General features: G+C 26.5%; 29 protein-coding genes. 2 read left to right on the top strand and 27 right to left on the bottom strand.

Features of this window, described 5'->3' with window-relative positions; all coding sequences use genetic code 11:
• Nucleotides 1-10 precede the first annotated feature (10 nt).
• The 5 genes from ftsH to EQF90_RS03055 are packed head-to-tail and all read right to left on the bottom strand — an operon-like array spanning nt 11 to nt 4,130.
• Entirely contained in the window at nt 11-1,873 is a 1,863-nt protein-coding gene (gene ftsH, locus EQF90_RS03075; RefSeq protein ID WP_134711717.1) for an ATP-dependent zinc metalloprotease FtsH, read from the bottom strand.
• Nucleotides 1,873-3,180, bottom strand: coding sequence for a tRNA lysidine(34) synthetase TilS (tilS, locus tag EQF90_RS03070; protein WP_134711716.1), 1,308 nt, complete (start codon nt 3,178-3,180; stop codon nt 1,873-1,875). Before tilS ends, ftsH begins: the two co-directional genes overlap by 1 nt.
• A gap of 8 nt (nt 3,181-3,188) precedes the next feature.
• Complete coding sequence (locus EQF90_RS03065) at nt 3,189-3,575, bottom strand: FtsB family cell division protein (protein WP_134711715.1); 387 nt, start codon at nt 3,573-3,575, stop codon at nt 3,189-3,191.
• On the bottom strand, nt 3,572-3,814 hold the full coding sequence (locus tag EQF90_RS03060) for an RNA-binding S4 domain-containing protein (protein WP_134711714.1): 243 nt from the start codon (nt 3,812-3,814) through the stop codon (nt 3,572-3,574). The genes EQF90_RS03065 and EQF90_RS03060 overlap by 4 nt, the downstream gene beginning before the upstream one ends.
• 43 nt (nt 3,815-3,857) lie before the next feature.
• Complete coding sequence (locus tag EQF90_RS03055; RefSeq protein ID WP_134711713.1) at nt 3,858-4,130, bottom strand: PTS transporter subunit EIIB; 273 nt, start codon at nt 4,128-4,130, stop codon at nt 3,858-3,860.
• Between the two features lie 137 nt (nt 4,131-4,267).
• Between EQF90_RS03055 and EQF90_RS03050 the strand changes: the two genes are divergently transcribed.
• Nucleotides 4,268-4,735: a PTS sugar transporter subunit IIA gene (locus EQF90_RS03050; RefSeq protein ID WP_134711712.1), complete on the top strand. Its 468-nt coding sequence runs from the start codon at nt 4,268-4,270 to the stop codon at nt 4,733-4,735.
• Between the two features lie 235 nt (nt 4,736-4,970).
• Here the strand turns inward: EQF90_RS03050 and EQF90_RS03045 are convergent, their stop codons facing one another.
• Entirely contained in the window at nt 4,971-5,216 is a 246-nt protein-coding gene (locus EQF90_RS03045) for a neutral zinc metallopeptidase (RefSeq protein ID WP_134711711.1), read from the bottom strand.
• A gap of 116 nt (nt 5,217-5,332) precedes the next feature.
• Between EQF90_RS03045 and EQF90_RS03040 the strand changes: the two genes are divergently transcribed.
• Nucleotides 5,333-5,773, top strand: coding sequence for a PTS sugar transporter subunit IIA (locus EQF90_RS03040; protein ID WP_134711710.1), 441 nt, complete (start codon nt 5,333-5,335; stop codon nt 5,771-5,773).
• 69 nt (nt 5,774-5,842) lie between these two features.
• Here EQF90_RS03040 and EQF90_RS03035 read toward each other — a convergent pair whose 3' ends face one another.
• The 21 genes from EQF90_RS03035 to mreD form a co-directional block, all read right to left on the bottom strand.
• Entirely contained in the window at nt 5,843-6,991 is a 1,149-nt protein-coding gene (locus tag EQF90_RS03035; protein WP_134711709.1) for an SIS domain-containing protein, read from the bottom strand.
• Nucleotides 6,992-7,004: 13 nt separating this feature from the next.
• Nucleotides 7,005-8,141, bottom strand: a complete 1,137-nt coding sequence (gene nagA / locus EQF90_RS03030; RefSeq protein ID WP_134711708.1) for an N-acetylglucosamine-6-phosphate deacetylase — start codon at nt 8,139-8,141, stop codon at nt 7,005-7,007.
• 141 nt (nt 8,142-8,282) lie between these two features.
• Nucleotides 8,283-9,956 (bottom strand): DUF2207 family protein, encoded by a 1,674-nt coding sequence (locus tag EQF90_RS03025; RefSeq protein WP_167554105.1) that lies wholly within the window; start codon nt 9,954-9,956, stop codon nt 8,283-8,285.
• Nucleotides 9,957-9,961: 5 nt separating this feature from the next.
• Nucleotides 9,962-10,543, bottom strand: coding sequence for a LemA family protein (locus EQF90_RS03020; RefSeq protein ID WP_134711706.1), 582 nt, complete (start codon nt 10,541-10,543; stop codon nt 9,962-9,964).
• Between the two features lie 30 nt (nt 10,544-10,573).
• Nucleotides 10,574-11,182, bottom strand: a complete 609-nt coding sequence (locus EQF90_RS03015; protein ID WP_134711705.1) for a cyclodeaminase/cyclohydrolase family protein — start codon at nt 11,180-11,182, stop codon at nt 10,574-10,576.
• Nucleotides 11,183-11,193: 11 nt separating this feature from the next.
• Nucleotides 11,194-11,649, bottom strand: a complete 456-nt coding sequence (gene smpB, locus EQF90_RS03010; protein WP_134711704.1) for an SsrA-binding protein SmpB — start codon at nt 11,647-11,649, stop codon at nt 11,194-11,196.
• Nucleotides 11,639-13,561, bottom strand: coding sequence for a ribonuclease R (rnr, locus tag EQF90_RS03005; RefSeq protein WP_134711703.1), 1,923 nt, complete (start codon nt 13,559-13,561; stop codon nt 11,639-11,641). Before rnr ends, smpB begins: the two co-directional genes overlap by 11 nt.
• 111 nt (nt 13,562-13,672) lie before the next feature.
• Complete coding sequence (gene secG, locus EQF90_RS03000) at nt 13,673-13,900, bottom strand: preprotein translocase subunit SecG (protein ID WP_134711702.1); 228 nt, start codon at nt 13,898-13,900, stop codon at nt 13,673-13,675.
• Between the two features lie 58 nt (nt 13,901-13,958).
• Nucleotides 13,959-14,600 carry a ComEA family DNA-binding protein gene (locus EQF90_RS02995; protein ID WP_134711701.1) on the bottom strand — a complete coding sequence of 214 codons (642 nt, stop codon included), beginning with the start codon at nt 14,598-14,600 and terminating at the stop codon, nt 13,959-13,961.
• Nucleotides 14,601-14,624: 24 nt separating this feature from the next.
• Nucleotides 14,625-14,933, bottom strand: coding sequence for a ribosome silencing factor (gene rsfS, locus EQF90_RS02990; protein ID WP_134711700.1), 309 nt, complete (start codon nt 14,931-14,933; stop codon nt 14,625-14,627).
• The gene (gene yqeK, locus EQF90_RS02985) at nt 14,926-15,504 is read right to left on the bottom strand and encodes a bis(5'-nucleosyl)-tetraphosphatase (symmetrical) YqeK (protein ID WP_134711699.1); all 579 of its coding nucleotides are present in this window, start codon (nt 15,502-15,504) and stop codon (nt 14,926-14,928) included. Before yqeK ends, rsfS begins: the two co-directional genes overlap by 8 nt.
• A complete protein-coding gene (nadD, locus tag EQF90_RS02980) occupies nt 15,495-16,085 on the bottom strand; it encodes a nicotinate-nucleotide adenylyltransferase (RefSeq protein WP_134711698.1) in 591 nt (196 codons plus the stop codon). Before nadD ends, yqeK begins: the two co-directional genes overlap by 10 nt.
• A 9-nt stretch (nt 16,086-16,094) precedes the next feature.
• The gene (locus EQF90_RS02975; protein ID WP_134711697.1) at nt 16,095-16,385 is read right to left on the bottom strand and encodes a YhbY family RNA-binding protein; all 291 of its coding nucleotides are present in this window, start codon (nt 16,383-16,385) and stop codon (nt 16,095-16,097) included.
• 7 nt (nt 16,386-16,392) lie between these two features.
• Nucleotides 16,393-17,667 carry a GTPase ObgE gene (gene obgE, locus EQF90_RS02970; RefSeq protein WP_134711696.1) on the bottom strand — a complete coding sequence of 425 codons (1,275 nt, stop codon included), beginning with the start codon at nt 17,665-17,667 and terminating at the stop codon, nt 16,393-16,395.
• A 91-nt stretch (nt 17,668-17,758) separates the two neighbouring features.
• Nucleotides 17,759-18,049: a 50S ribosomal protein L27 gene (gene rpmA / locus EQF90_RS02965; RefSeq protein ID WP_134711695.1), complete on the bottom strand. Its 291-nt coding sequence runs from the start codon at nt 18,047-18,049 to the stop codon at nt 17,759-17,761.
• A 1-nt stretch (nt 18,050) separates the two neighbouring features.
• Complete coding sequence (locus EQF90_RS02960; protein ID WP_134711694.1) at nt 18,051-18,386, bottom strand: ribosomal-processing cysteine protease Prp; 336 nt, start codon at nt 18,384-18,386, stop codon at nt 18,051-18,053.
• The gene (gene rplU, locus EQF90_RS02955) at nt 18,386-18,694 is read right to left on the bottom strand and encodes a 50S ribosomal protein L21 (RefSeq protein ID WP_134711693.1); all 309 of its coding nucleotides are present in this window, start codon (nt 18,692-18,694) and stop codon (nt 18,386-18,388) included. The genes EQF90_RS02960 and rplU overlap by 1 nt, the downstream gene beginning before the upstream one ends.
• Nucleotides 18,695-18,805: 111 nt before the next feature.
• A complete protein-coding gene (locus EQF90_RS02950; protein WP_134711692.1) occupies nt 18,806-19,789 on the bottom strand; it encodes a ribonuclease E/G in 984 nt (327 codons plus the stop codon).
• Nucleotides 19,782-20,372, bottom strand: coding sequence for a hypothetical protein (locus EQF90_RS02945; RefSeq protein ID WP_134711691.1), 591 nt, complete (start codon nt 20,370-20,372; stop codon nt 19,782-19,784). Before EQF90_RS02945 ends, EQF90_RS02950 begins: the two co-directional genes overlap by 8 nt.
• Nucleotides 20,373-20,388: 16 nt before the next feature.
• Complete coding sequence (locus tag EQF90_RS02940; protein ID WP_134711690.1) at nt 20,389-23,661, bottom strand: penicillin-binding transpeptidase domain-containing protein; 3,273 nt, start codon at nt 23,659-23,661, stop codon at nt 20,389-20,391.
• A gap of 8 nt (nt 23,662-23,669) precedes the next feature.
• Nucleotides 23,670-24,167 (bottom strand): rod shape-determining protein MreD, encoded by a 498-nt coding sequence (gene mreD / locus EQF90_RS02935; protein ID WP_134711689.1) that lies wholly within the window; start codon nt 24,165-24,167, stop codon nt 23,670-23,672.
• Nucleotide 24,168 lies beyond the last annotated feature (1 nt).

Genomic DNA, 24,168 nt, shown 5'->3' with positions numbered 1-24,168 from the left:
TCCTTTATAATTATTTTTCATCATTTTGTGTGAAAGAAACTTCCTCTTCCTTAAAGTTTATATCATATTTTTTTACAATTTCAATATACTCATCTTTTCTGATAGTTTCTTTTTTTAGTAATTCTTGAGCCAATTCTTCTAACAAATCTCTATGTTCTACTATTATTTCTTTTGCTTTTACGTAAGCTGATTTAATAATATCTGTAACTTCTTTGTCAATTTCTATAGCCGTTTTTTCTGAATAATGATCACCTTTTGAATAATTGTTTCCTCCAAGGAATACATTTCCACTAGCATCATCATATTGAACAGGTCCAAGTATATCACTCATACCATAGATTTTAATCATTGCTCTGGCAATATGTGTAGCTCTTTCAATATCATTTGAAGCACCGGTTGATATATCATCTAATACAATCTCTTCTGCAGCTCTTCCGCCTAATAAAGCAACAATTCTATTTTTCATTTCGCCTTTAGTTCTAAATGTTTTATCTTCATCAGGAAGATATGCTGTAAATCCACCAGCTTGACCTCTAGGCACAATTGTTATCATATGCACAGGATCTAAATCTTTTAAAAATTGTGCTGTAACAGCATGTCCTGCTTCATGATATGCTGTAAGTTTTCTTTCTCTTTCAATAACTACTTTAGATTTCTTTTCTGGACCTGCCATAATTCTTATTGCAGCTTCGTCCATTAAATCAGGAGTAATAAACTCTTGATTGTTTCTTGCTGCCAATAGTGCAGCTTCATTTGTTAAGTTTTCAAGTTCCGCTGGAGAAAATCCAGCAGTTGATTTTGCAACATTTTCTAAATTTATACTTTCTGATAATTTTTTATTTCTTGTATGAACTTGTAAAATTTCATATCTTTCTTTTACATCAGGCATTCCAATATGAATAGTTCTATCAAATCTACCCGGTCTTAATAAAGCGGGATCTAAAATATCAGGTCTGTTTGTTGCAGCGATCATTATGATTCCTTCATTTTTTTCAAAACCATCCATTTCCACAAGTAATTGATTCAATGTCTGTTCTCTTTCATCATGTCCACCACCTAAACCTGATCCTCTCTTACGTCCAACAGCATCTATTTCATCTATAAATATAATACATGGGGCATTTTTCTTTGCTTCTGCAAACATATCTCGAACTCTTGATGCTCCAACCCCTACAAACATTTCAACAAAATCAGAACCGCTTATACTGTAAAATGGCACTTTTGCTTCTCCGGCAACAGCTTTAGAAATATATGTTTTACCAGTACCTGGTTGTCCTACAAGTAAAACACCTTTAGGAATTCTAGCTCCTTGTTCAACATATTTTTTAGGATTTTTTAGGAAATCAACTAATTCTTCCATTTCTTCTTTTTCTTCTCTTAACCCGGCAACATCAGCAAATGTAATGTTATTATTTTTTTCAAGATTCATTTTTGCCCTGCTCTTACCAAACTTCATAGCTTGAGAACTTCCATTTGCACCTCTAGCCATAAAAATATACCACAGTACACTCAGCCCTCCTAAAAGTATAAGTGTTGGTAAAATTTGGATAAATATATTTGGTCCATCAACCGGTAATCCTTGATATTCAATTTGTCCAGCATCTACACTTTTTTTCAAATAATTATCATAGAAATTATTTTGAAATTCTGCCGGTAATTCAGAAACGAAAGTTGAATTATCCTTTAAAACGCCTTCCACTTTCGAGCCTTTTGTAGTAATTTTCTTCACTTTATTTGAGCTGATATTTTTTACAAGCTCACCAATTCCAATATTATTTGATGTATTAAATATATCTCCAATATATGAAAATACAAGTATTATCAATAATATAGGAAGTAAAAATGACATAAAACTCTGTTTTCTTCTATTCATTATTTCTCCTTTATTTGTATAGTAATTTTTCCATTATCTTTTATTTTTCTTTTATATAAATTTGAAACCATAACTATCTCACCATTATATTCAATAACAGGCAATAAATCTCTTTCAAATCTATCTATTTTTTTATCAATTAAAAAATCCTTAAGTTTTTTTATTTTCCCATTGATGCATATCTTATCTCCATTTTTTCTAAACCTAATCTTTATTTTATCTCCTGAATTAAGTTTCAAAAGTCCTGGCTTATCACAGTTTTTGTTAAAAAATATTTTATATTTACCAAAATCAATTATATCTTCTTTTACTTCAAAATCAACGCTTTCATTAAAATCATCATACCTTCTTATTATAAAATAATTAAATGAATTATAAAATATCATTCCATTAATTATGACATATACTCCTTTATCAGAATCAATTATTTTTCCTATTTCTAAATAATGGTTTTTAGTAAAATCATAATTACTATTATTTATCCTATCAATTTCATTTCTAAGAAAAATATTTCTTTCAAAACTTGTAAATTTATGTATATCTGTTTTTTTTATTTTAGTGTAATCTTGTGAAATCTCAATATCTAATCCATTAAGTTTCTCATTAAGTTTATTGTTTATATATTCGTTATATTCAATTGAATACTTTGACAAATTTAAAATAGAGTCATAAATATTTTTGCTATATTTTTCTTTTATAATAGGTATTAGTTCATTTCTGATAGAATTTCTTGTATAAATATTTTCAAAATTTGTATAGTCTTGATGATATTCTAATTTATTTTTTTTTGCATATTCTAAAATTTCTTCTTTCTTGAAATTAAGCAAGGGCCTAATAATTTTACCATCTATTTGATGCATACCTTCAAGTCCTTTTATACCGGTTCCTCTAAATATTCTCATAAAAATAGTTTCTATTTGGTCATCCAAATTATGAGCCAATGCAAGATACCAGTTTTCTAAATCGTCTTTATCTTTTAGAATATCATCAAAAAATTTATGCCTTAAAATTCTACCAGCCTCTTCTTCTGAGATTTTATTATTTTTTGCATATTTGGACATAGAATCTCTTCTCGAATGAAATTTTATAGAATTTATTTCACATATTTTTTTAACAAATAATTCATCATCATCAGATTCTCCATTTCTAGTAGAATGATTAAAATGAGCTATTTCAATATTTAAATTTATTTCATCTTTAATTTTATTTATCAAATCAAATAATACAATTGAGTCAACTCCGCCACTCACCCCTATTAGAATATTTTTTTTTCTAATTAAATCAATAATATTTTTATCAATTTTCATATAAAATCCTAATTTTCTTTTTTTGTTTCATTTTTTGTCTCATCATGTGATTCTTTTGGAACAGTATTTATACTACTTTCATCATCCGTATAAATTTTTTCATCTTTTTTTATCATTCCAAGATCTTCTCTTGCTTTTTTTTCTATATATTCCAGTGAATTAGAATTTTCAATTTCTGTTTTTAATTTAGAGATATTATCTTCTAATTCTTTCTGCCTAGTAACTAACTTATTCGTATTTTGTTTAAGTTGTTTTATTTGTCTTTTTTGACCAATGAAAATAACCAAAAACACTATCAAAAATATAGCCGAAATACAAAAAATTATATTAACTTTTCTAGGATCGGAAATAAATTTCCTTTTAATTTTTTTTCTAGAATTTACATCTTTTCTCATTGTATTATCCTAAACATTTTATCTGCTTCATCCTTTTTAGGATTTTCAATTATTTGCAAAACTTCAAATTTGACTATATTATTTCCAAATGTAACTTCTACAATATCATTTAAAGAAATTTCCAGTCCCGGCTTTGCTGTTTTCCCATTAACTTTTATTCTCCCAGATTCTGCAGCTTCTTTAGCAACAGTTCTTCTTTTTATAACTCTTGAATTTTTTAAAAATTTATCCAATCTCATATTTCCTCCAATAAATGGATTTAATCACACCTAATAAATTATATCATATATAACATTTTAATTTCTCATAAAATTTTGACACGTCAGGTCCAATAATCAAATGAACCTTATTATCCTCAGGAAGTGAATATCCCGGTAAATTACATTTTTTTAACATTTGTTCATTAAAATCAGAAGATTTTAAAATTGTAATCCTTATCCTAGAAGAACATATTTCATGACTTAAAATATTTTCTTTACCACCTAAAGAACTTACTAAATCAGCAATATTTATTTTTTCAATTATAGATTTTCTTCCAAATAATTCAAAAAACATAATTTTCTCCTATAATAATATATAAATCATTATAGCATAAGAAAAATACAAATATTATAGATATTTTCATTTTTTTTATAAATATGGTAGAATATTTTTGATGTAAATTTTTACAGATAAAATCTTAGGAGGAAATGATGGGATTATTTAGTAAAAAAATTAAATTAGTTTCACCTATGACAGGTAAACTTGTTGATATTACAGAAGTAGAAGATATTACCTTCTCACAAAAATTTTTAGGTGATGGTGTTGCTATTAAACCAACAGAAGGTACTGTTGTATCTCCGGTTGACGGTAAAATAATTCAAGTATTTCATACAAAACACGCTTTAGGCATAAATGTTAAAGGCATCGAAATTTTAATACATATTGGTATGAATACTGTAGAACTAAAAGGAAAAGGTTTTGAAGTATTCGTAAAAGAAGGTGATAAAGTAAATATAGGTGATAAACTTGTTGAAGTTGACTTAAACTATCTTGAAGAAAACGGATATCCAACAGAAACTCCTGTAGTTATAACAAATATGGAAGAAATTAAAAACTTAGAAAAGAAAACCGGTGATGTAATTGCTGGAAAAACTGAAATTATGGAAATAAAAAAATAATTTTTATAATTTAACTACTGCAATTATTTGTAGTAGTTTTTTATTTTAAATATTTATATAAAAAAGTTACTATAAGATATGTTTTTTAGTTACTTTGTAGCAATTTTCTTCATTATTATTTAATAAAATGAAAAAATTAAAATCGACATCAGAATTACCCAAAAATTATGTTAATTACATTTTGACAGTATATATTAAATGGTTATAACAAAAATTATACAATCAAATGTAATAACTATTCTAATTCTGCTTCTTCTTTATTTCTCGGAGTATATGTTTGTGACTGTATAGTATCAGTTTGCCCTGTTCCAGTTATATTTTCTAATAAACTTAATGAATTTTGTCCTAAAAGTAATAAAATTACTACAACTATAAGTCTACCAGTTATCCCTAGTCCACCTAACATTTCTCCTCTACCTAATGAATCTCCTCCGCTGAATTTGGTTACATTGTCACTTTCTCTCCTACCTTGCCATTTAATAGTTTCTCATCTTTAACTTTATTTTAAGTTTATAGTACCAAATAATTAAAAAAAATAAAATTTTTAATAATTAAAAAAGAGTGTTATAATTAAATAGAAAGTTTTTAGGAGGAATAATGGCAAATATCGCAATTGAAAAAGAAAATATATTTTTAAATTTACAATCTACAACAAAAGAAGAAGCTATAAGATTAGCTGGAAATAAATTACTTGAAGCCGGATATGTTGCTGATGGATATGTAGAATCAATGTTACACAGAGAAGAGTTATTGACAACATATATGGATTATGGTGTTGCAATCCCTCATGGTGATAGAGAATCTCAACAATTAATCATTCAATCAGGTATTGTATTTTTACAATTCAAAGATGGCATTGATTTTGGAAATGGAAATAAAGCTGAATTATTAATTGCTTCAGCAGGTAAAGGAAATAATCATTTAAGAATTTTATCCGGTCTAGCTAAGTTACTAAAAAAAACTGAAATAGTAGATCTATTTATTTCAACAAACGATAAAGAAATAGTTTACAATGAATTAATAAAATACATTAAATAATTTATAAATTGGAAGCCGCCACTTCAAGTTGTGCTTAATATCAACTTGAAGTGGCGGCGTTTTTTATTTTTAGTTAAATTCGTGGATAATAACTCCCTTAACTACTCTATTTACTGCTCCTGATGGATTTGGATTATCTGGATTTATCCCGTTTTTTACAGATGCCAACAAGCTAAATGCCTGAGCATATAAAACATATAACAGTCCTAAAAATACATCATTTTTTAATTTTTCAACAGGAATATCCAAATAAAAATGAGTATAGTCTTTTACATCTTTATTTATACCAATGGATACAACTTTATGGTTACCATTATCATAATACATTTCCCTTAATATATCTTTATCATAATCTAATGAGTAATCATTGTTTGACTGAAATACTAAAACCACAGTTTTATCATCAACTATTGATTTTGGACCATGTCTAAATCCTAAACTGCTTTCATAATATCCAACAACTTTTCCTCTAGTTAATTCCAACAATTTCAATGAAGCTTCTTTTGAAAGTCCGTGATATGAACCTGAGCCTAAATATACTATTCTATTAAAATCAAAATCAACTATCGGATTTAATTTTTCTTCAATATTACCTAACATATTTGAAGCTGTTTCAACAGTTAGTTCAAGTTCCTCTTTAGAATAATTACTATCAAATATTAAAGTAGCAGTGAGTGCCATACAAGAAAATGAACTTGTCATAGCAAAACCTTTATCGTTTGATTCTTCAGGAAGAATAATAGCTAAGGCATTTTCATCATTCCCTGCATATTCTGCAAGCTTACCATTTTTATTACATGTAATAACTAAGTGATAAATTTCTTTGACTACTTTATTCGCTACATTTAAGGTTGCAACTGATTCCGGACTATTTCCCGAGCGTGCAAAACTAACTAATAATATAGGACTTTCTTTATCTAAATATATTTCAGGATTAGACACAATGTCTGTAGTTGCAATAGACTTAAACTTATGTGCTACTTTTTTATTTAAATATGGAGTTATAAAATCTCCTGTATAAGCAGATGTACCAGCTCCTGTAAATATAATTTGCACATTTTCTTTGGATAACACATTATCTAAAAATGATTTTATTTCTTCTTTTCTATCTTCTAAAATTTTAGATACCTCACTCCACAATTTTGGCTGTTGATAGATTTCAGAAGCTGTATACAAACCATCTAAATTCTTCCATTCATCCTTTGATAATCCAAACATAAATTCTCCTTAATTATTTCTGATATTTTAATTCACCATTTATAAATGTTTTTAATAATACAAAATTTTTATCTAAAACTATAAAATCTGCATCTCTTCCGATTTGCAAAATGCCACATTCATTATCAAGTCCAACAGATCTTGCTGGATATTTTGAACCCATATCAATAGCTTCTTTTAATGTAGCTATATCCCAATTATATACATTTTTAACACCATCAATTAAATCAAGTATCGAACCTGCTAAACTTCCGGAATCTAATCTTGCAGTACCATCTTTAACAGTTACAGGAAATTCTCCTAATTTATAATTTCCATCCGGCATTCCTCCAGCCCTCATACAATCTGTTATCAATGCAATCTTATCATGTCCCTTCGCTTTAACAGCAACATCAACAGATTTAGGATTTACATGGTGTCCATCGCAAATTAATTCTGCATATGCATCTGATTGCAATGCCGCTCCTACCATACCAGGTTCTCTATGGTGCAATCCTCTCATTCCATTATACAAATGAACAAATATATTTGCACCGGCATCTATAGCTTTCATAGCATCATCATATGTTGCATTTGAATGACCTAAAGCTACATAAACTCCCATTTTTCTTGCTTCTCTAGTAAATTCCGCTACTCCTTTGCGTTCTGGAGCAACTGCAATTTTTTTTATCAAATTATTAGAAATTTCTTGCCATTTTTTTAATTGATCAATACTTGGATCTGACATATATGCTGGATTTTGTGCCCCTTTAAATTCCTCAGTAAAATATGGACCTTCCATAAATATACCTTTAACCTTTGCACCCTTAACATCTTTATATTCTTTTCCAATAACTTCTAAAGCTTTATTTAATTGTTCAACAGATGATGTAAGCGTCGTAGGCAAAAATGATGTCACTCCCATTTGTAACACACCTTCTGACATTACATTTAAAGCACCCTCTACTGCATCAGTCACATCAACATTCTTATATCCATGAACATGTGTATCTACTAATCCCGGAGCAATATACTTATCTCCAAAGTCGATAAATTCTCCATCATATTCATTTAAGAATTCAACTATTTTACTGCCTTCAACAACCATAAATCCATTTTCGATTACTCTATTTTCAGTAAAAATCTTATTTGCCTTGTAATATGTTTTCATTAAATTCCTCCATTATCATTTCAATACTATTATACAGCTAAATTTCTATATTGTTAAATTAATTTAAAATAAAAATAAAAGTTTGCGTAGCCACCTCCCAGCCAAAAGGTCTAGAAAACGTGGTGTCTAGCAAACTTTATTTTATCTACTACCTCCGCCAAAGCCACCACCAAATGAGCCGCCTCCACCGCCGCCAAATGATGTGCCACCAAAACCGCTATATGAACTTTGTATACTTGAATTATATACTGAATCAGAAATGGAATTAATATAAATAAATGTAGAAGGATTATAATATACCTGTTGTTCAAATTGAGGATCTACTACCTTAAATTGTTCATAAACTTCTTTTGTAATTCCCAAATATGCAGCCCAAACCATGTAACTATCCCATAATTTAACATAATTAACATCTCTCTCATTTAGTAATGAAAAATCTAATAGATATTTCTTAAATCCATAAATTTGTTTTTGTAGATTAATACCTTTTTCAGTTCTTTCATATAGTGTTGAACCCAAAAAAGATTTTTTTGATTGTTCTTTTACATAATTATTTCTAATTAAATAATTCTTTGATGTTTTATTTATACTTTCCATCCATGTATTAAATCTTTTTGTATTATTTTTTATATACGAATTTAACTCTGATTGAGTAAGTATATCATCTTTTCCACATGCTTTCAGCACTATATCCCAAAAATCTTTTTCAATTGTTGAATCAAATGGTCTTGTATCTGTAAAATTTATCTTAAATACATCTTTTTCTTTTTTAAAAATAAAACCTTCTTCAATTTTTTTATTTACAAGGCGTTCCTCAACAATCCATTTTAATAAAAGTGCAGATATTATGCTTTGTACATTAGCTTCTTCTACCAAATAATCTGAAATTAAGAAATTCTCGTCTGGTAAATCTCTATAATAATTTAATTCATCAGTTTCTTCAAATTTTAAATTATCCTTTCTTCTTTTTGATATAGCTAAACTACCCGCACCAGTCAAAGCAAAAAAAACAACAACTATTTTCCAAATAGATTTAAAAAGTCCACCATTATCTTTTTGATTTTTATAGTATTGTTTAGATCCATCTTTTCTGTAAATAAATGAACCTTGTCTTGATTGTTCAATTAATTGTTCTGTGCTCTTATCAAAATTTGATTGACTATCAAAAACTTTCCCTTCAAATATACCTAAAAGCACCATATAATTAATAGAAGGATTACTTTTAGCGGTTGTTGCTATTAATTTATCTGAAAAAATTTGAGTATTACCTTTATAACCATATCCCCATATTCTTGTTTTTGGAGTTTCAAATTTGTATCCAATTTCATTTGTAACTTCAATATTTACAAAATCAATTGGATCCATATTTTCATTTATAAATTTCCAATAAAATGTCTGATTCCCATCATTTAAATTTTTAATAAAATTAGTTACTCTATATTGTATAGTAAATTCTTTTTTACCAAGCTCTCCAATTCCAAAACAAAGTTCTATGCCATTCGATGTATGATTAATCCCATATTTTCCATTTTTCTCTTCTCTACTTGCATTTACATTCCATTTATCTATCTTTTTTAATAGTTTATTGCTGTTATCAAAAACCTTAAAATCAGTTACAGTAGAATCTGCTAAATTACCTAATGATATAAAATGCTCCGTTCCTTTGTCTATCTTAAATATTCTATGATCTGTTATCATAACAGAACCATCTTTTTTTATTTCAGCTTTAATATTTATAGAATCAATGCTATTTGCAAAAGATATATTAGCAAACAGCATTAAAAATACTAAAGTCAGTGTGACTATTTTTTTCATAAATTTTACCATTGTGGCATGTCAGCCTTTGTTTCAGAATTTTTGAAATATATTTCTTGTTGGAATCCAAACATTCCTGCAAAAATATTTTTAGGAAACATTAAAATTTCTCTATTATATTTTGTTACCGAATCATTAAAAATCATTCTTGCATTTCTAACATTATTTTCATATTTATCGACATTGTTCATTGTATTAATATATAAACTGTCAGCTTTCAAATTAGGATATGACTCTACAACTACATTTATTCTATCCATTGCTTGTTGAAATAATTGATCATCTTTCAAAACTTCAGCTGCTGAAGAATTTCTATTAATTCCAGTTCTCATTCCTATTACTTCTCGTAAGGTTTTTGCTTCATGTTCAGAATATTTTGATGTAGCTCCTATAAGATTAGTAATTACATCCCATCTTGACTCTATTTGAGTAGCTATTTGACTCATGGAATTTCTAACATTTTCTCTTAAGGCTATAAGTTTATTGTAAACTGAAATTAAATACAAAATTAAAAATACAACTACCATAGCAATAACTATCAATGTTATTGTTCCACCACCTAAATTTAGTGCTAAAATATTTTTCATAAAATCCTCCTAAAAATATTGATATTTATATTATAAATTTTTATCTAAAAAATTTTGTAACTTCTTTTTATTATATTCTAAATTTTGGTATATCCTTAAAATGCTGTTTTGCTTTTTTATCCTATATTCCTTATCTTCTATTGACTTAATATTTATTTTCATATTTACCATAGCAGATTCTATAGAAGCTATAAGTTGATTTTTAGCTACTGCTATTTCTGAATTTATAACCGGATTAGAATATTCTATAAACACAAAAATACTTTCAAATAATTTTAAGGATTTAACGATTATTTCTAAAGGAGAATCTACAGCAAATTTTAATTTTTCTTGAATTTGAATTCTTCTATATTTCCTTTGTTCATGTGTATCTTTTGGTAATTTATAAGCTTCTAATACCTTTCCAAAAACTTCACCATCTTCAAAAATTAATCTAGTAAATTCATTTTTTAAATTTTCTAAATTTAGGTAGTACTCATTTCCAAGCCTCTGCTCAACTTCCGGATTGGATTTTTTAGCCATATTATATGCTTTTAACATAAGTGATGAAGCTAAAGCTCCATTAAGTGCAGCTACAGATCCTCCTCCTGCTTTATGATTTACTTCAGTTATAATATTTAAATATTCTTCCAAATTCATAATCGCTCCTATCAGTACATATCTTTTAATGCACGTTCAACACGTCTCTTATCATCTTTTTCTTTTAAATCATTTCTCTTATCATAAAGTTTTTTACCTTTACCAATAGCTATATCAATCTTTACAAGTCCATCTTTATCTTTAACTTCTAATGGTAAAAATGCATAACCTTTTTCACTAACTTTACTTAATATCTTTCTTATTTCCTTTTTATTTAATAATAATTTTCGGGTTCTAAGTGGATCTTGTTTACTAAAATTATTTCCATAAGAATAAGGTGTAACATGCATACCAACAATATAAACTTCATTATTTCTTATTTGACAAAATGACTCTTTAATTGATACTTGTCCTGCTTTTATACTCTTAACCTCATTTCCCTCTAGGACTATACCTGCTTCAAAATAATCTTCTAGATTAAAATCATGTTTTGCCTTTTTATTTCTAGCTAATGTTTTAACGCTCATCTTCTTCCTTCACTAACTTAAAATCTATTTCTCTTAAATCTACATTAACACTACTTACCGTTACTCTTACTTTTTGACCTAATTCATATACTCTTCCAGTATGTTGCCCTATTATTTTATAGTTTTCACGATCAAATTCATAATAATCGTCATTTAGATTTCTAAAATGAATTAGACCTTCTACGGTATTTGGTAATTCAACAAATAAACCAAAAGATGTAACCGAACTAATAATACCATCATATATTTTACCTATTCTTTGCTCCATATATTCTGCTTTTTTAAGAGCATCTACATCTCTTTCTGCTTCTTGAGCTTTTCTTTCAGTTTCCGATATATGTTCTGCAATTTTATCTAGCCTCTTTAAGTAAGAACGTTTTGGTTGCTTATAATTATTGTGTAAACTGCCTTTTAATATTCTATGAACTACTAAATCACTATATCTTCTAATAGGAGAAGTAAAATGTGAATAGTTTTTTGTAGCAAGCCCAAAATGAATATCAGGCTCTCTTTGATAAATTGCTTTTTTCATGGTTCTCAACATAATATTACTGATTAAAAAACTTAAATTTGAACCCTCAACCTCTTTTAACACTTTTTGAAAATCCTTAGGATATAGTTTTTCCCCTTTTATCTGTAATCCAAATTTTGATATCAAAGCTCTAAATTCAAGTACTTTTTCTTCATCCGGTTCCTCGTGAACTCTATATAAAAATGGAACCTGAATATTTGCAAAATGTTCTCCTACAACCTCATTAGTTAAAACCATAAAAGATTCTATTAATTTATTTGCAACTCTCCGTTCATTTTCACGTATATCAATTGGTTTTCCATTTTTATCAAGTTCTATAAATGATTCCTTAAAGTCAAAATCTAATACACCATTTACAACTCTTTTTTCTTCTAAAATTTTATGAAGCTCTGCCATTAAAAATAAATGACTTTCAAGTATTTCATCATTATATATATTTTTCTTACCTTCTAATAAATCTGAAACTTCTTCATATATCAATCTATGATTACTTTTTATAATTGACTCATAAAAATCATAATCTATTAACTTCCCATTTATATCCAGTCTCATCTTTACAGTTACAGCCAATCTTTCAACATTAGGATTTAATGAACATAAATTATTTGATAACTCTTTTGGTAACATAGGAATAACTCTATCTAAAAGATATACAGAATTCCCCCTTTCATAAGCATCATTATTCATTGCACTATTTTCAGTTACATAATTTGCTACATCTGCAATGTGTACATATAAAATATAATCTTTACCGTCCTTTTCAATTGATATAGCATCATCAAAATCTTTCGCTGTTGCACCATCAATTGTAACTGTAAATAATTCTCTAAAATCTTCCCTATTTTTATAATCTTTTTTATCCGGATTTAACGGTAAAGAATTTGCATATTCTAATGTTTCATAAGAAAATTCATCCGGTAAATCATATTTCTTTGCAATAGCTAATACTTGTATGCCAGTATCATTTGTATTTCCAAGTATCTCTACAACTTTGCCTGTAGGATTCTTATCATTCTTATTAAAGTATATTATCTCAACTACAACTTTATCATTATTTTTAGCACCATTTATATATTTTTTAGGAATATAAATGTCATAATCGGATTTATTACCATCAAGCACCACAAATCCAAAATTTTTTATTTTTTGAAAATCTCCTACAAGTATTTCCTTACTTCTTTCTAATACCTCAATAACCTTTCCCTCACATCTTTGTCCATCAATAGCTTCTTTTATTATTTTCACACTAACTTTATCATTATTTAATGCTCTATTTAAATACTTTTTAGGTATAAAAATATCGGAAATATTTTCATCTTCCGGTATGAAAAATCCAAATCCCTTTTTATTTATACTTATTTTTCCAATTAATTTCTGCATATTTTTATCCTCAAATTTTTTTCATTATAATTATATCATATATATAAAAGATTTATAAAATAAAAAAAGTGCTGCAAAATGTAAATCATTTCGCAACACAATCAAAATCAACTATTTTATAATAGCCAACAATATTGTTGTAACAACAAATACTACACCTGAAACCCAAGTTAATGTACTTAAAAGCTTTTCCTTTCCTCTTGATGCAGTTTTTCCAAACACATTAGCAGATGAACCAGATATTGATCCCATGCCTTCTGCTTTTGGTTCCATAAACATTGTTGAAATGATTACAACAACACATGAAATTAATAATATCCCTAATAAAATATTTTGCATAGCTTCCTCTTTCATTTTCTTTACAATACTAAAATTATATCAAATTAAATGTATAATTTCAATCAACTATAATTTTTTCTTTAATTTTTTCAAAACTTTTTTGTCCAATGCCAGAAATATTTTGAATATCCTCTATACTTTGAAATCTATTTTTACTTCTATATTTTATAATTTCATCAGCTCTAGAGGATCCTACCCCCGGCAATGTCATAAGTTGTTCTTTACTTGCTGTATTAATATTAATTTTAGACAATCCGTTTTTTTGTTCATTGTCAGTACTTTCTACGTGATTAGCTGACTTTTGATTTTTTACTTCACCTATCTTATTAACATGGATTTTCATCTCATCTTTTAATTTTTGTGATAAATTTATACTTTCTAAATCAGCATCCTTACAAAACCCACCGGATTTATCTATTAAATCCTTAACCCTACTTGTACTATTTAATTTATATACACCGGGATTTTTTACACATCCCGTTATATATGCATAAATCTCTTCATCTTGAATTTTAGTTTTTTTTTCAAATTTTTCATTTTTTTTACTTTCAAATTTCTCAATATTTGTTTCCAATACATTATTGAGTATATCTGAATTATCTACATTATTTTCTTTACTTTTATTATAAATTCCTATAATTATAATCACTATTATAACTATAGCTATTAAAATTTTGTCTAAATAATTTTTTATTTTCATACTCACCTCTTAGGGCGAGCTGTCTTAATCCCATAACTTTTCTAAATTATAAAACTCTCTTTGTTCCTCTGTAAATATATGGACGATAATATCTCCTAAATCCATTAAAATCCAGCTTGCATCTCTAAAGCCTTCATTTCCTAAAACAGTAAAACCAGCTTTTTCAATTTTTTGTTCAATTTCATCTGAAATAGCTTTTGTTTGTTGAATTGATTTACCTGTTACAATTACAAAATAATCTGCAATTGTTGATTTTTCATCAATTGATATTACTTTTATATTGTCACCAAGCTTATCTTCACATGCTTTTACAACTATATCTAGTTTATTCATTTATGCTCCTTTGCAAATAATTTCTTGCTTCAATAGTATTCAAATCAATTATAGCATTAATTGAAATTAAATACTTAATTTGATTATTTAATGATAATAAAATACCTAAATCAAAATTTTCATATACTTTTTTTCTGACTTCATCTACTGTCTCAAAACTTCTTCCCGGCTCTATATAATCTGCTATAAATACTAACTTTTCTAAAGGTGTCATATTTTCCTTGCCAGTGGTATGCCATCTTATAGCATCAAGAATTTCTTTATCTTCTATTCCATACTCTTCTTTAGCAACTATTGGGCCTAAAATTGTATGAGCTAATAGAGGCAATCTAAATATTTCTTTTTTTATTAAATTGTATTTTTCTTTGTACATTTCAAAATAATACTCTTCATTATTTTTAGCACAATCATGAAGTAAACAAGAGTATTGTATTTTTCCTTCATCTATATTTAATCCTAAATCTCGATTTAGTTTTAAGGCGGTTTCATTTACCCTTAGGACATGTTCATATCTTGATAATTTAAGCATTTTTTTTAACTTATTTTTTATATTTTCAAAATCTAACGCCATAAATTATTCTCCATAATATATTTAATAGTTTCATCTCTTAACAAATACTTTGGATATATATTATTTTTTATATTATTCCTTATATCTGATGAAGATATAAATAATTGAATATCATCATAAAATATTATTTGTTTTTTTGTTAAAAATCTATATTTTTCTATCAATTCTAAGTTTATCTTATATCCCGGCCTTTGAAATACAACTAAATTTACTATTTTAATAAGCTCTTCGTATCTATGCCATGTGTGTAAATTTATGAAACTATCGCTACCTATTATAAAATAAATTTCAGCATCAATTTTAGACTTTAATTTTTTCATTATATCAAAGCTATATGAAGCTGTTTTTAAGTGTTTTTCAATATCTGACACCTCAAAAAATGGATTGTCTTCTACAGTTCTTTCCGTCATTTCATATCTAATATTATAATCTAATAAATCCACTTTTTTATGATATGGATTAGCTGTAGGTATAAATAAAATTTTATCTAAACATAATCTAATCCTTGCTTGCTCTGAAATTATTAAATGTCCAATGTGTATTGGATTAAATGAAGAGCCAAATACTCCTATTTTTTTCATAATTTACTCCTATTTTGGAAGTGTAATTATCTTTTCTTTTGATTGTCTATAAATCACAAATTTTGAACCCATATGCGATACAAAATCAGCACTTAATTTTTCTATTATTTCTTGTATTGTTTCTTTATCATCAAATAAATTATTTTTTAATATTTTAATCTTTACCAATTCATTAGCATTTAATGTATCATGTATTTGTTTTATTAAATTATCGGTGATACCATTCTTACCAATAATAATTTTTACTTCCATTGTGTTTGCTAATGATTTTAAATAAGATCTTTGTCTTGAATTAATCATATATCTCCTATCCGAAATATTCTATCTGTATACTTTCAACGTGGATAGTATCTCCATCTTCTATTCCTAACTCTTCTAATTGAGCCATTACTCCCATTTTTTCTAAAACAGCTTCAAAGTGTCTTAACGACTCATAATCATCAAAGTTTGTTTTTCTGATAAGTTCAGAAATAGGATATCCTTTAACGATGTATTCTCCATTTTTCTTATTAACTTCAATAGTTCTATCAACCTTAAAGAATGATTCTAAGTCTAATCTTTCATCTTCATCTAAACTATGATAATCTTTTTTAATATCTTTTAATCTCTCAAACATATAGTATTTTAAGTCTTCAATACCATTTGTTGTTGCTGCTGACGTTTCTATTACTTTCAATTCAGGGAAATTTAATTTAAAAATTTCTAAATTTTCTACTGCATTTGGCAAATCCATTTTATTAGCAACAACAAATAAATCTTTTTCTCTCAATTTATCACTATAATTGCTCAACTCTTTCATGATAATATTAAAATCATCAATCGGATCTCTACCTTCACTTCCCGCCATATCAAGTACATGTACTAAAAGACGTGTTCTTTCAACATGTTTTAAAAATTGATGTCCCAAACCAATTCCTTCACTTGCCCCATCAATTAAACCTGGGATATCAGCTATAACGAAGTTATTTTGAAAATCTATCTTAACAACTCCAAGATTTGGAGTTAATGTTGTAAAATGATAATTTGCAATCTTAGGTTTAGCATCTGATAAAATTGACAATAGTGATGATTTACCAACATTTGGAAGGCCTATTAATCCTATATCAGCAATTAGCTTTACTTCTAATATAACTTCTATCTCTTGAGCATTTTCCCCCGGTTGTGCAAATTTTGGTGCTTGTCTTATGGAATTTGCAAATTTAGCATTTCCCTTTCCGCCTTTTCCACCTTTTGCAATTATAAATTCTTCACCATCTTCAATTAAGTCACATATTACTTTATTAGATTTTGCTTCTCTTACAATTGTACCTACCGGTACTTTTACATATAAATCTTCACCTTTTTTACCATATTGTTTTTTATTTCTACCCGGTTCTCCGTTTTGTGCGAAAAAGTGACGTCTATACTTAAAGTCAAGAAGAGTCTGTACATTGGAATCAGCTTTTAAAATTACGCTTCCTCCATCTCCACCATCACCACCAGCCGGGCCTCCTGCCGGCTCAAAAATTTCTCTTCTCCAAGCAATTGCCCCGTCTCCTCCAGCTCCAGATCTTAAAATAATCTTTGCTACATCTAAAAACATTTTTACCTCTTTTCAGGTTTTCTAATCATATTACATTTATAAAAAAATATCCAGAAAAATTTAAATTTCTGGATACATACTTTTCAATTAATTAAGCTAATTGTTCTCTTGTATAAACACTAACTTTTTTTCTTGTCTTGTCAAATCTTTCAAATTTAACGATACCATCAGCTTTTGCAAATAATGTATCATCTTTACCAATACCTACATTTGCTCCCGGATGAATTTTTGTACCTCTTTGTCTTACCAAGATATTTCCAGCAAGTACAAATTGTCCATCACTTCTCTTAGCTCCTAATCTTTTAGCTCTAGAATCTCTACCGTTTCTTGTAGATGATACCCCTTTTTTACTTGCGAAAAACTGTAAATTTAATTTTAACATTTTATACCTCCGTATAGTATAATTCGATGTAATCACTATATTCTTTCAATATAGATTGTATGCCTAGTTCATATTTTTTTAATATCAACTGTGCATCGTGTATTTTTTCTTTATCTAATTCTTTATTTAATATAAGTTCTATATGATTATCTTCTATAGAATATTGAATATATTTTTTAATTTTAAGTATATCAGTAAAAGCGTCTATTGTATTGAACGTTAAAATTGAAACTCCTGCACAAACAATATCTTTTCCGCTATCATCAAACTCTGCATGTCCTGAAACATTAAATCCTTTAATTTTACCTTCTCTTAAATATATATCTACTCTTATCATTATCCTATTGAATTAATTCTAACTCTTGTATATGGTTGTCTATGACCTTGTCTACTTGAAGAACCTTTTTTGGGTTTATATTTGAAAACAACGATTTTCTTTCCTCTACCATGTTCTAAAACTTCAGCACTTACTTTAGCTCCATCAACAACCGGTGAACCGACTTTTACTCCACCTTCATTTGAAACTAATAGAACTTCTTCAAAGTCAAATTTTGCACCTTGTTCTAAATCTAATTTTTCAACTTTTAAGATATCGCCTTCTTTAACTTGGTATTGTTTACCACCTGTTTTTATTACTGCGTACATAGTATCTTCCTCCTTAATTATTTTCTCGCTAAATAGGTGACTATGCTTAAACCTATCTGTATGCGGTTTAGATACTGAAATATTATATCATCTTAACTTCTTATTGTCAAACTAAAACACTATAATTTCAAACAAATCCATGTTTGAAAATCCCATTATTTTATGTTTGATATTATATTGTTCAAAAATATTTTTAACATTATTTATTAATGCTTTTTTATTTTTTAAATTCATCCTTAAAAAATCAATTATTATCATTTTTTTTATTTTTCTTAATTTAATTTGAATTGCTATTTCTTCAATACTCTTTATATTTACATTTAATGATAATGCTTCTTTATCTAAACTATGATCAGAATATTTAGAATTAATATCTATAACTGTCAGTGCTTCTAAGTTGTCTATAACTATCTCTACATCATCACTTAATATTTTTCTTTCTAAAGATTTTGCTAAATCTAATGAAATTATTTGATTATATTTAGGATTAAATTCATTATCAATTATATTTGCATATTGATTTTTATTATTGGATATGACATCCATGTCGTAATCTATTAAATAATCTCTTAAAAACTTACCTTTATAAATTAATTTTGGAGTAGGTAAAAAATTTTTTTCTTTTAATATTTTATTAAAATCCTCAATTAAGTTATAATATCTTTTCCTTATTTCTTCATTTGATATTTCTTTTGCTCTTGTCCTTAATTTATATGGTAAATCAAAATTAAATTTTACATTTTTTAAACTATCTTTAATATATGGCATTAAAATTAAATATCCATCAGTTATACTGATTTTTTGACTTGCTTCAATCATTTTATCATTATCGGGAACTTTTATAATCTCTACAATAACATCATCTCCAAGTTTTATATCTTCAATTAAAAATTTTTTTCTTAAAAGAGCGTTTTTAGATTGACCAATATTTAATACATATGCGTTCATAGAATTTATATAGTCTATAACCTTAGCACGGTATATGTTTCCTAGAATATTATTTCTTAAATCTATATATTCTATTAGTCTTTTATTTTTAACTTCTCCACATATTAATTCTTCATCTTTTTCATAAAAAAATTTAAAATTATCCATTTTTTCTAAATAACCTTTTTATTTTTTCAAATATTGAAACTTTCTTTACTAAAATTTTTTTATTGTCCGTATTATTAATTTCTTGTTTATCTTCTATTTTCTCAATATTTTCATCCATAATTTCTTTTTCTATTATTTCTTCTCGATTAATTTCTTCATGTATAAAATCCTCTATATCTAATCCACTAAATAATTTTTTAATTTCTTCATTAGAAGATTTCATCATATTTTCAATAACCATTTTATCATCAAATAAAACGATTAAATTTTCATATTCTTCTCCATCTATTTCGTCTAATATTTTATTAAAATCAACGGACGTTTCTTTCATTTTATACGATGAAGGTAAAATTTCTAAGTTTTCATCTATTTCCATAATAGCTTTAGTAAATCCTACAGTCCCATTTATATAGTCTGAATTATCATATATAATTTCATCACTTATTTTTAATTTTTTTTCCAAACTTCTATCTTCTTGAATTAAACTTAATATTAAAGTTTTCCCAGAAAACTTTTTTAAGATTTCTGGGAATTTTTCAATCAAGAATTTATATTGGTTTATATTTATATAATATTTTTTCATTCCAATCTCATTCTTTCTATTTTTTTATTTCTTCTAATTCACCCGGTCTCGTATTTGTAAAAGCAGGATCTTTTTTTACATATTTATAATATGCATAATAAATATCATTTACTGCCCCTCTAACATTTGATGATTTTCCACCTTCTACAACAGAAACATACACTGCTATCTCCGGTGTATTTAATGGTCCGAATGATATTTCCGAAACTAAATCTTCATAACTTTTTCCTGTTTTAGGGTCAATACTTCCTAATTGTGCTGTACCAGTTTTTGATCCGATTTCAAACGGAAAATTTTGTCTGTACGATACTTCTGTAGATGCTCTTCTCATTCCTTCCTTAACAGCCTTAAAACTGTTAATATTTATACCTGTATCTTTTGATTTTGGTGTTTGAGAATAAATAAGTTTACTATTATTATAATTTTTAATCTTATTAATCAATGTAGGGTGAACCAACTTCCCATCATTTGCAATAATAGAAGCTAATTGTGCCATTTGTATAGGTGTATAAGAATTTTGCCCCTGTCCTATAACCATGTTTAGCGAATCAGATGTCGTCCAAACAGCTAAATTTAAATAAGTATATTTTATTCTATCAGCCAAATTATCATTTTGACCTTCTATTATTTTTTCAGCTTCATAACCCATACTTTCTAAATTTTTAATTATATCATCTCTAGAATTATCAGCACCTTTATCTACCCATGAAACTATTGTGTTAATATCATGTTTCAATTTAACATCATTAATTTTAACATTGTTTTTAGAATATTTTTGTAAATTATTTTCCAAGTAATATCTTAGTTGTATTCTAACAATATTTCTCTTACCTTCAATACTTGGAGAAGTTCCTCCGGATTCTGAAGGATAATTTATTTCTATACCTGTTGGATTTTGTAAGCCTAGCTTTTTAGTTATATTATTTATATCATTAAGTGTAACTTGTACATTTACATCATTTTGTTTTTCCGGATTATATCCTAAACCTAAAACATAAAAATAAAAGTTACTTGATACCTTTAATGCATCATATAAATTTAAATTTCCCCATGTTTTACCTGTTTGAGAAAATAAAAGTTCATAAAACCTGTTATCTCCAATTTCTATATATCCAGATGTATAAATAGGATCATTTGGGTCTAACCCTTTTTCTAATGCTGCAAGTGAAACTACAGTCTTAAATGTTGATCCCGGAATAAACGCTGACTGTAATACATTATTTAATATTGGTCTTGGAGCATAAATATCATTTGGGTCTAAATTATTTAATTTATCCCACGCATAATTTGAAATACCATTTACAAATAAATTAGGGTCATAATCCGGTTTTGAAACCATAGATAAAATTTGTCCAGTTTTTGTATCTATAACCACAGCTGAAGCTATTTTTGCTTTAGGTGATACAGCCATACTATATGGTCCAAAATAAGAATCATAATTTTTCCCTGTACTTATAGAATTCAACAAATCATCAATAATTTTTTCAGTTTGTCTTTGTAAATTAATATCTATTGAAGTATATAAATTATTTCCGGGAACTGATTTTGTTTCTTCAATTACATCAGTTGTCTTTCCGTAAACATCTGTATAAACTAGTTTTTTTCCTTTTGCTCCCCTCAATGTATCTTCAAAACTTTCTTCTAATCCATATTTTCCGATTACGTCATTTAGGTCATACTTTTTATATTCAACATATTTGTCTATTTCTTTTTCACTAGAAATTTTGCCTATATATCCCAGCATATGAGATGCCAAATTTCTAAATGGATAATTTCTGTTAGATTCCAAAATTATCTCAAATCCGGAATCTTTAGGGATTCTTTCTTCAATTTTTACAATAGAATTTTTATTAAGGTTTTTTGCTATTTCTATAGGAGAATATGCTAAATATCCTCTAGAATTTATTTTTTCTAAAATAGATAATGTTGAAAATTGTAAATAATTATCCTTAAAATCTAAACTATGGTCTTTTGCATATTTTTCAAAAAATTCTTTAGCTGATATATCCTTTTTTTCACCATCAACTAAATCTTCTTTATCTTTTATATATGAATATTGCCAATCTTTCAAATATATTTTTGGATATATTCCGGATTCAAATATAGATGATTGGGCATAGTAGATTATATCTTCCGATACAATAAAATCATCCAATAAATTAGCATCTTTAGCATACTTAATTAATGCATCTACAGGTTTTAACCTTGTGTCTACATTTTGAGTATCCTCTCCATAATATAATTCTACAGTTTTATTTTCCTCATTAATATTAAACTTTATATTTGTCTTTACTCCATTTTTTTCAAGTAATATTATCAATTTACTTGCAGGTATGATAAATTGTTCCTTATCCTTATACGCTGTTTCTAATAATTTTTTTATAGAAATGTCTTTTACTAAATTTAAAAAATCAGATTTAGCATCTGAATTAAAAGTAATTTTTGGCGTTACCTTACTTAATCTAGCTTTTTCTTCTATAAAATTTTTATCTAAATTAAATACTACATCTGAAAGAATTATATTAGATTCTTTTTTATTTTCTTTTAATACATCATATACAATTTTTCTAGATAATGGATGTGATATTAAATAATCTAAAAAACTGTCATCGTTTATAACTTTTGCGATAAAATAGTCTAATGGTTTGGTATCATTTGTTACTTCTTTAGTTTTTATTAATCTTTCATATTGATCATTTTTATCAAATTCGACTACAATTTTATCATTATCAAATTTTAGATTAAGAGGCATTTGTGTCCCTCTTAATTTAATATAGTCTATCATTCTCTTTATAGGATAAAAAATAATTTTATCTGAATCATATTTATAACTTGATAAAAATATTTTCTCTAATATTTTTTTATCTTGAATTGCTTTAATAACTTTTTCATCAGGTAAAACTTTTTCTTTAAAATAATCTTCCCTTTTTTTATATATAAATTCATAAATACCAAATTTATCATTATTTGCAAAACTAATTCCTTCATTTTCAAGATATTTAGTTACCTCTAATAATATGGATTTTTTTTGTTTATCAGATAATGCACTAAATCTATCTTTATATGCTATCAATGAATATATTGCTTTATTATCTGCAAGAGCTATACCATTTCTATCATATATAATTCCTCTAGTAGAGTCTAGATTAATTTGCTTTATTCTATTGTTATCTGAAAATTTTTTATATTTTGATCCATTTATAATAGTTAATTCAAAAAGCCTTGAAATTAAAACTAAGAAAGCTATTAAGAAAACTATGAAAACAATTCTTAATCTATTTTTCTTCATATTACCTCCTATACAATACTTCTTAGTTTATTTTTTTCTATTCTATACATTATAAAATTTATAAGTATAAAAATGACTAAACTTAATAATATTTCAACAAATATTGAAAAATTAAATAGTTCCTTAAATATTATATTTGAATTTCTATAAATAACTAAATTCATAATGATTACATATAATTTTTTTAATACTATCGCAATTACTAGATATAAATAATTTTTAGCTAAATTTTTATGTTCATTTATATTAAGTGTATATACATAATATGAAATTAAATAAAATAATAGAGCCTTAAGTCCTAATGTATTACCAAATGCTATATCTTGTAAAAGACCTTGAAATAAGCCATAATATACAATTTTTTCTTTTTTTGAATAAATTGAAAGAACAATAATCAAAGGTATAGTAATACTTGGAACAACACCATATAAATTATATTTTGATAATATTGTTAAATCTATTAATAAATTTAATATAAATAAAATTATAATTTTTAACCCTTTCATT

It is taken from the genome of Helcococcus ovis (assembly GCF_004524775.2).
GTDB lineage: Bacteria > Bacillota > Clostridia > Tissierellales > Peptoniphilaceae > Helcococcus > Helcococcus ovis.
The sequence above is the reverse complement of the archived record's forward strand: the minus strand, read 5'-3'. Positions and strand labels throughout refer to the sequence as shown.

Coding starts and splice junctions, on each gene's coding strand:
- EQF90_RS02960 (WP_134711694.1), bottom strand. CDS start 18,386: ATGATAAGAGTAGATATATATTTAAGAGAAGGTAAAATTAAAGGATTT.
- EQF90_RS02975 (WP_134711697.1), bottom strand. CDS start 16,385: ATGATTAATTCAAGACAAAGATCTTATTTAAAATCATTAGCAAACACA.
- nagA (WP_134711708.1), bottom strand. CDS start 8,141: ATGAAAACATATTACAAGGCAAATAAGATTTTTACTGAAAATAGAGTA.
- mreD (WP_134711689.1), bottom strand. CDS start 24,167: ATGAAAGGGTTAAAAATTATAATTTTATTTATATTAAATTTATTAATA.
- EQF90_RS02950 (WP_134711692.1), bottom strand. CDS start 19,789: ATGGATAATTTTAAATTTTTTTATGAAAAAGATGAAGAATTAATATGT.
- EQF90_RS03065 (WP_134711715.1), bottom strand. CDS start 3,575: ATGAGAAAAGATGTAAATTCTAGAAAAAAAATTAAAAGGAAATTTATT.
- smpB (WP_134711704.1), bottom strand. CDS start 11,649: ATGAGCGTTAAAACATTAGCTAGAAATAAAAAGGCAAAACATGATTTT.
- EQF90_RS03015 (WP_134711705.1), bottom strand. CDS start 11,182: ATGAATTTGGAAGAATATTTAAATATTATAACTGAAGTAAATCATAAA.
- yqeK (WP_134711699.1), bottom strand. CDS start 15,504: ATGGCGTTAGATTTTGAAAATATAAAAAATAAGTTAAAAAAAATGCTT.
- EQF90_RS02945 (WP_134711691.1), bottom strand. CDS start 20,372: ATGAAAAAATATTATATAAATATAAACCAATATAAATTCTTGATTGAA.
- tilS (WP_134711716.1), bottom strand. CDS start 3,180: ATGAAAATTGATAAAAATATTATTGATTTAATTAGAAAAAAAAATATT.
- rplU (WP_134711693.1), bottom strand. CDS start 18,694: ATGTACGCAGTAATAAAAACAGGTGGTAAACAATACCAAGTTAAAGAA.
- obgE (WP_134711696.1), bottom strand. CDS start 17,667: ATGTTTTTAGATGTAGCAAAGATTATTTTAAGATCTGGAGCTGGAGGA.
- EQF90_RS03055 (WP_134711713.1), bottom strand. CDS start 4,130: ATGTTTTTTGAATTATTTGGAAGAAAATCTATAATTGAAAAAATAAAT.
- nadD (WP_134711698.1), bottom strand. CDS start 16,085: ATGAAAAAAATAGGAGTATTTGGCTCTTCATTTAATCCAATACACATT.
- secG (WP_134711702.1), bottom strand. CDS start 13,900: ATGCAAAATATTTTATTAGGGATATTATTAATTTCATGTGTTGTTGTA.
- rsfS (WP_134711700.1), bottom strand. CDS start 14,933: ATGAATAAACTAGATATAGTTGTAAAAGCATGTGAAGATAAGCTTGGT.
- EQF90_RS03035 (WP_134711709.1), bottom strand. CDS start 6,991: ATGTTTGGATTATCAAAGGATGAATGGAAGAATTTAGATGGTTTGTAT.
- rnr (WP_134711703.1), bottom strand. CDS start 13,561: ATGCAGAAATTAATTGGAAAAATAAGTATAAATAAAAAGGGATTTGGA.
- EQF90_RS03050 (WP_134711712.1), top strand. CDS start 4,268: ATGGGATTATTTAGTAAAAAAATTAAATTAGTTTCACCTATGACAGGT.
- EQF90_RS03025 (WP_167554105.1), bottom strand. CDS start 9,956: ATGAAAAAAATAGTCACACTGACTTTAGTATTTTTAATGCTGTTTGCT.
- EQF90_RS03020 (WP_134711706.1), bottom strand. CDS start 10,543: ATGAAAAATATTTTAGCACTAAATTTAGGTGGTGGAACAATAACATTG.
- ftsH (WP_134711717.1), bottom strand. CDS start 1,873: ATGAATAGAAGAAAACAGAGTTTTATGTCATTTTTACTTCCTATATTA.
- EQF90_RS03040 (WP_134711710.1), top strand. CDS start 5,333: ATGGCAAATATCGCAATTGAAAAAGAAAATATATTTTTAAATTTACAA.
- EQF90_RS03060 (WP_134711714.1), bottom strand. CDS start 3,814: ATGAGATTGGATAAATTTTTAAAAAATTCAAGAGTTATAAAAAGAAGA.
- EQF90_RS02940 (WP_134711690.1), bottom strand. CDS start 23,661: ATGAAGAAAAATAGATTAAGAATTGTTTTCATAGTTTTCTTAATAGCT.
- rpmA (WP_134711695.1), bottom strand. CDS start 18,049: ATGTTAAAATTAAATTTACAGTTTTTCGCAAGTAAAAAAGGGGTATCA.
- EQF90_RS02995 (WP_134711701.1), bottom strand. CDS start 14,600: ATGAAAATAAAAAATTATTTAGACAAAATTTTAATAGCTATAGTTATA.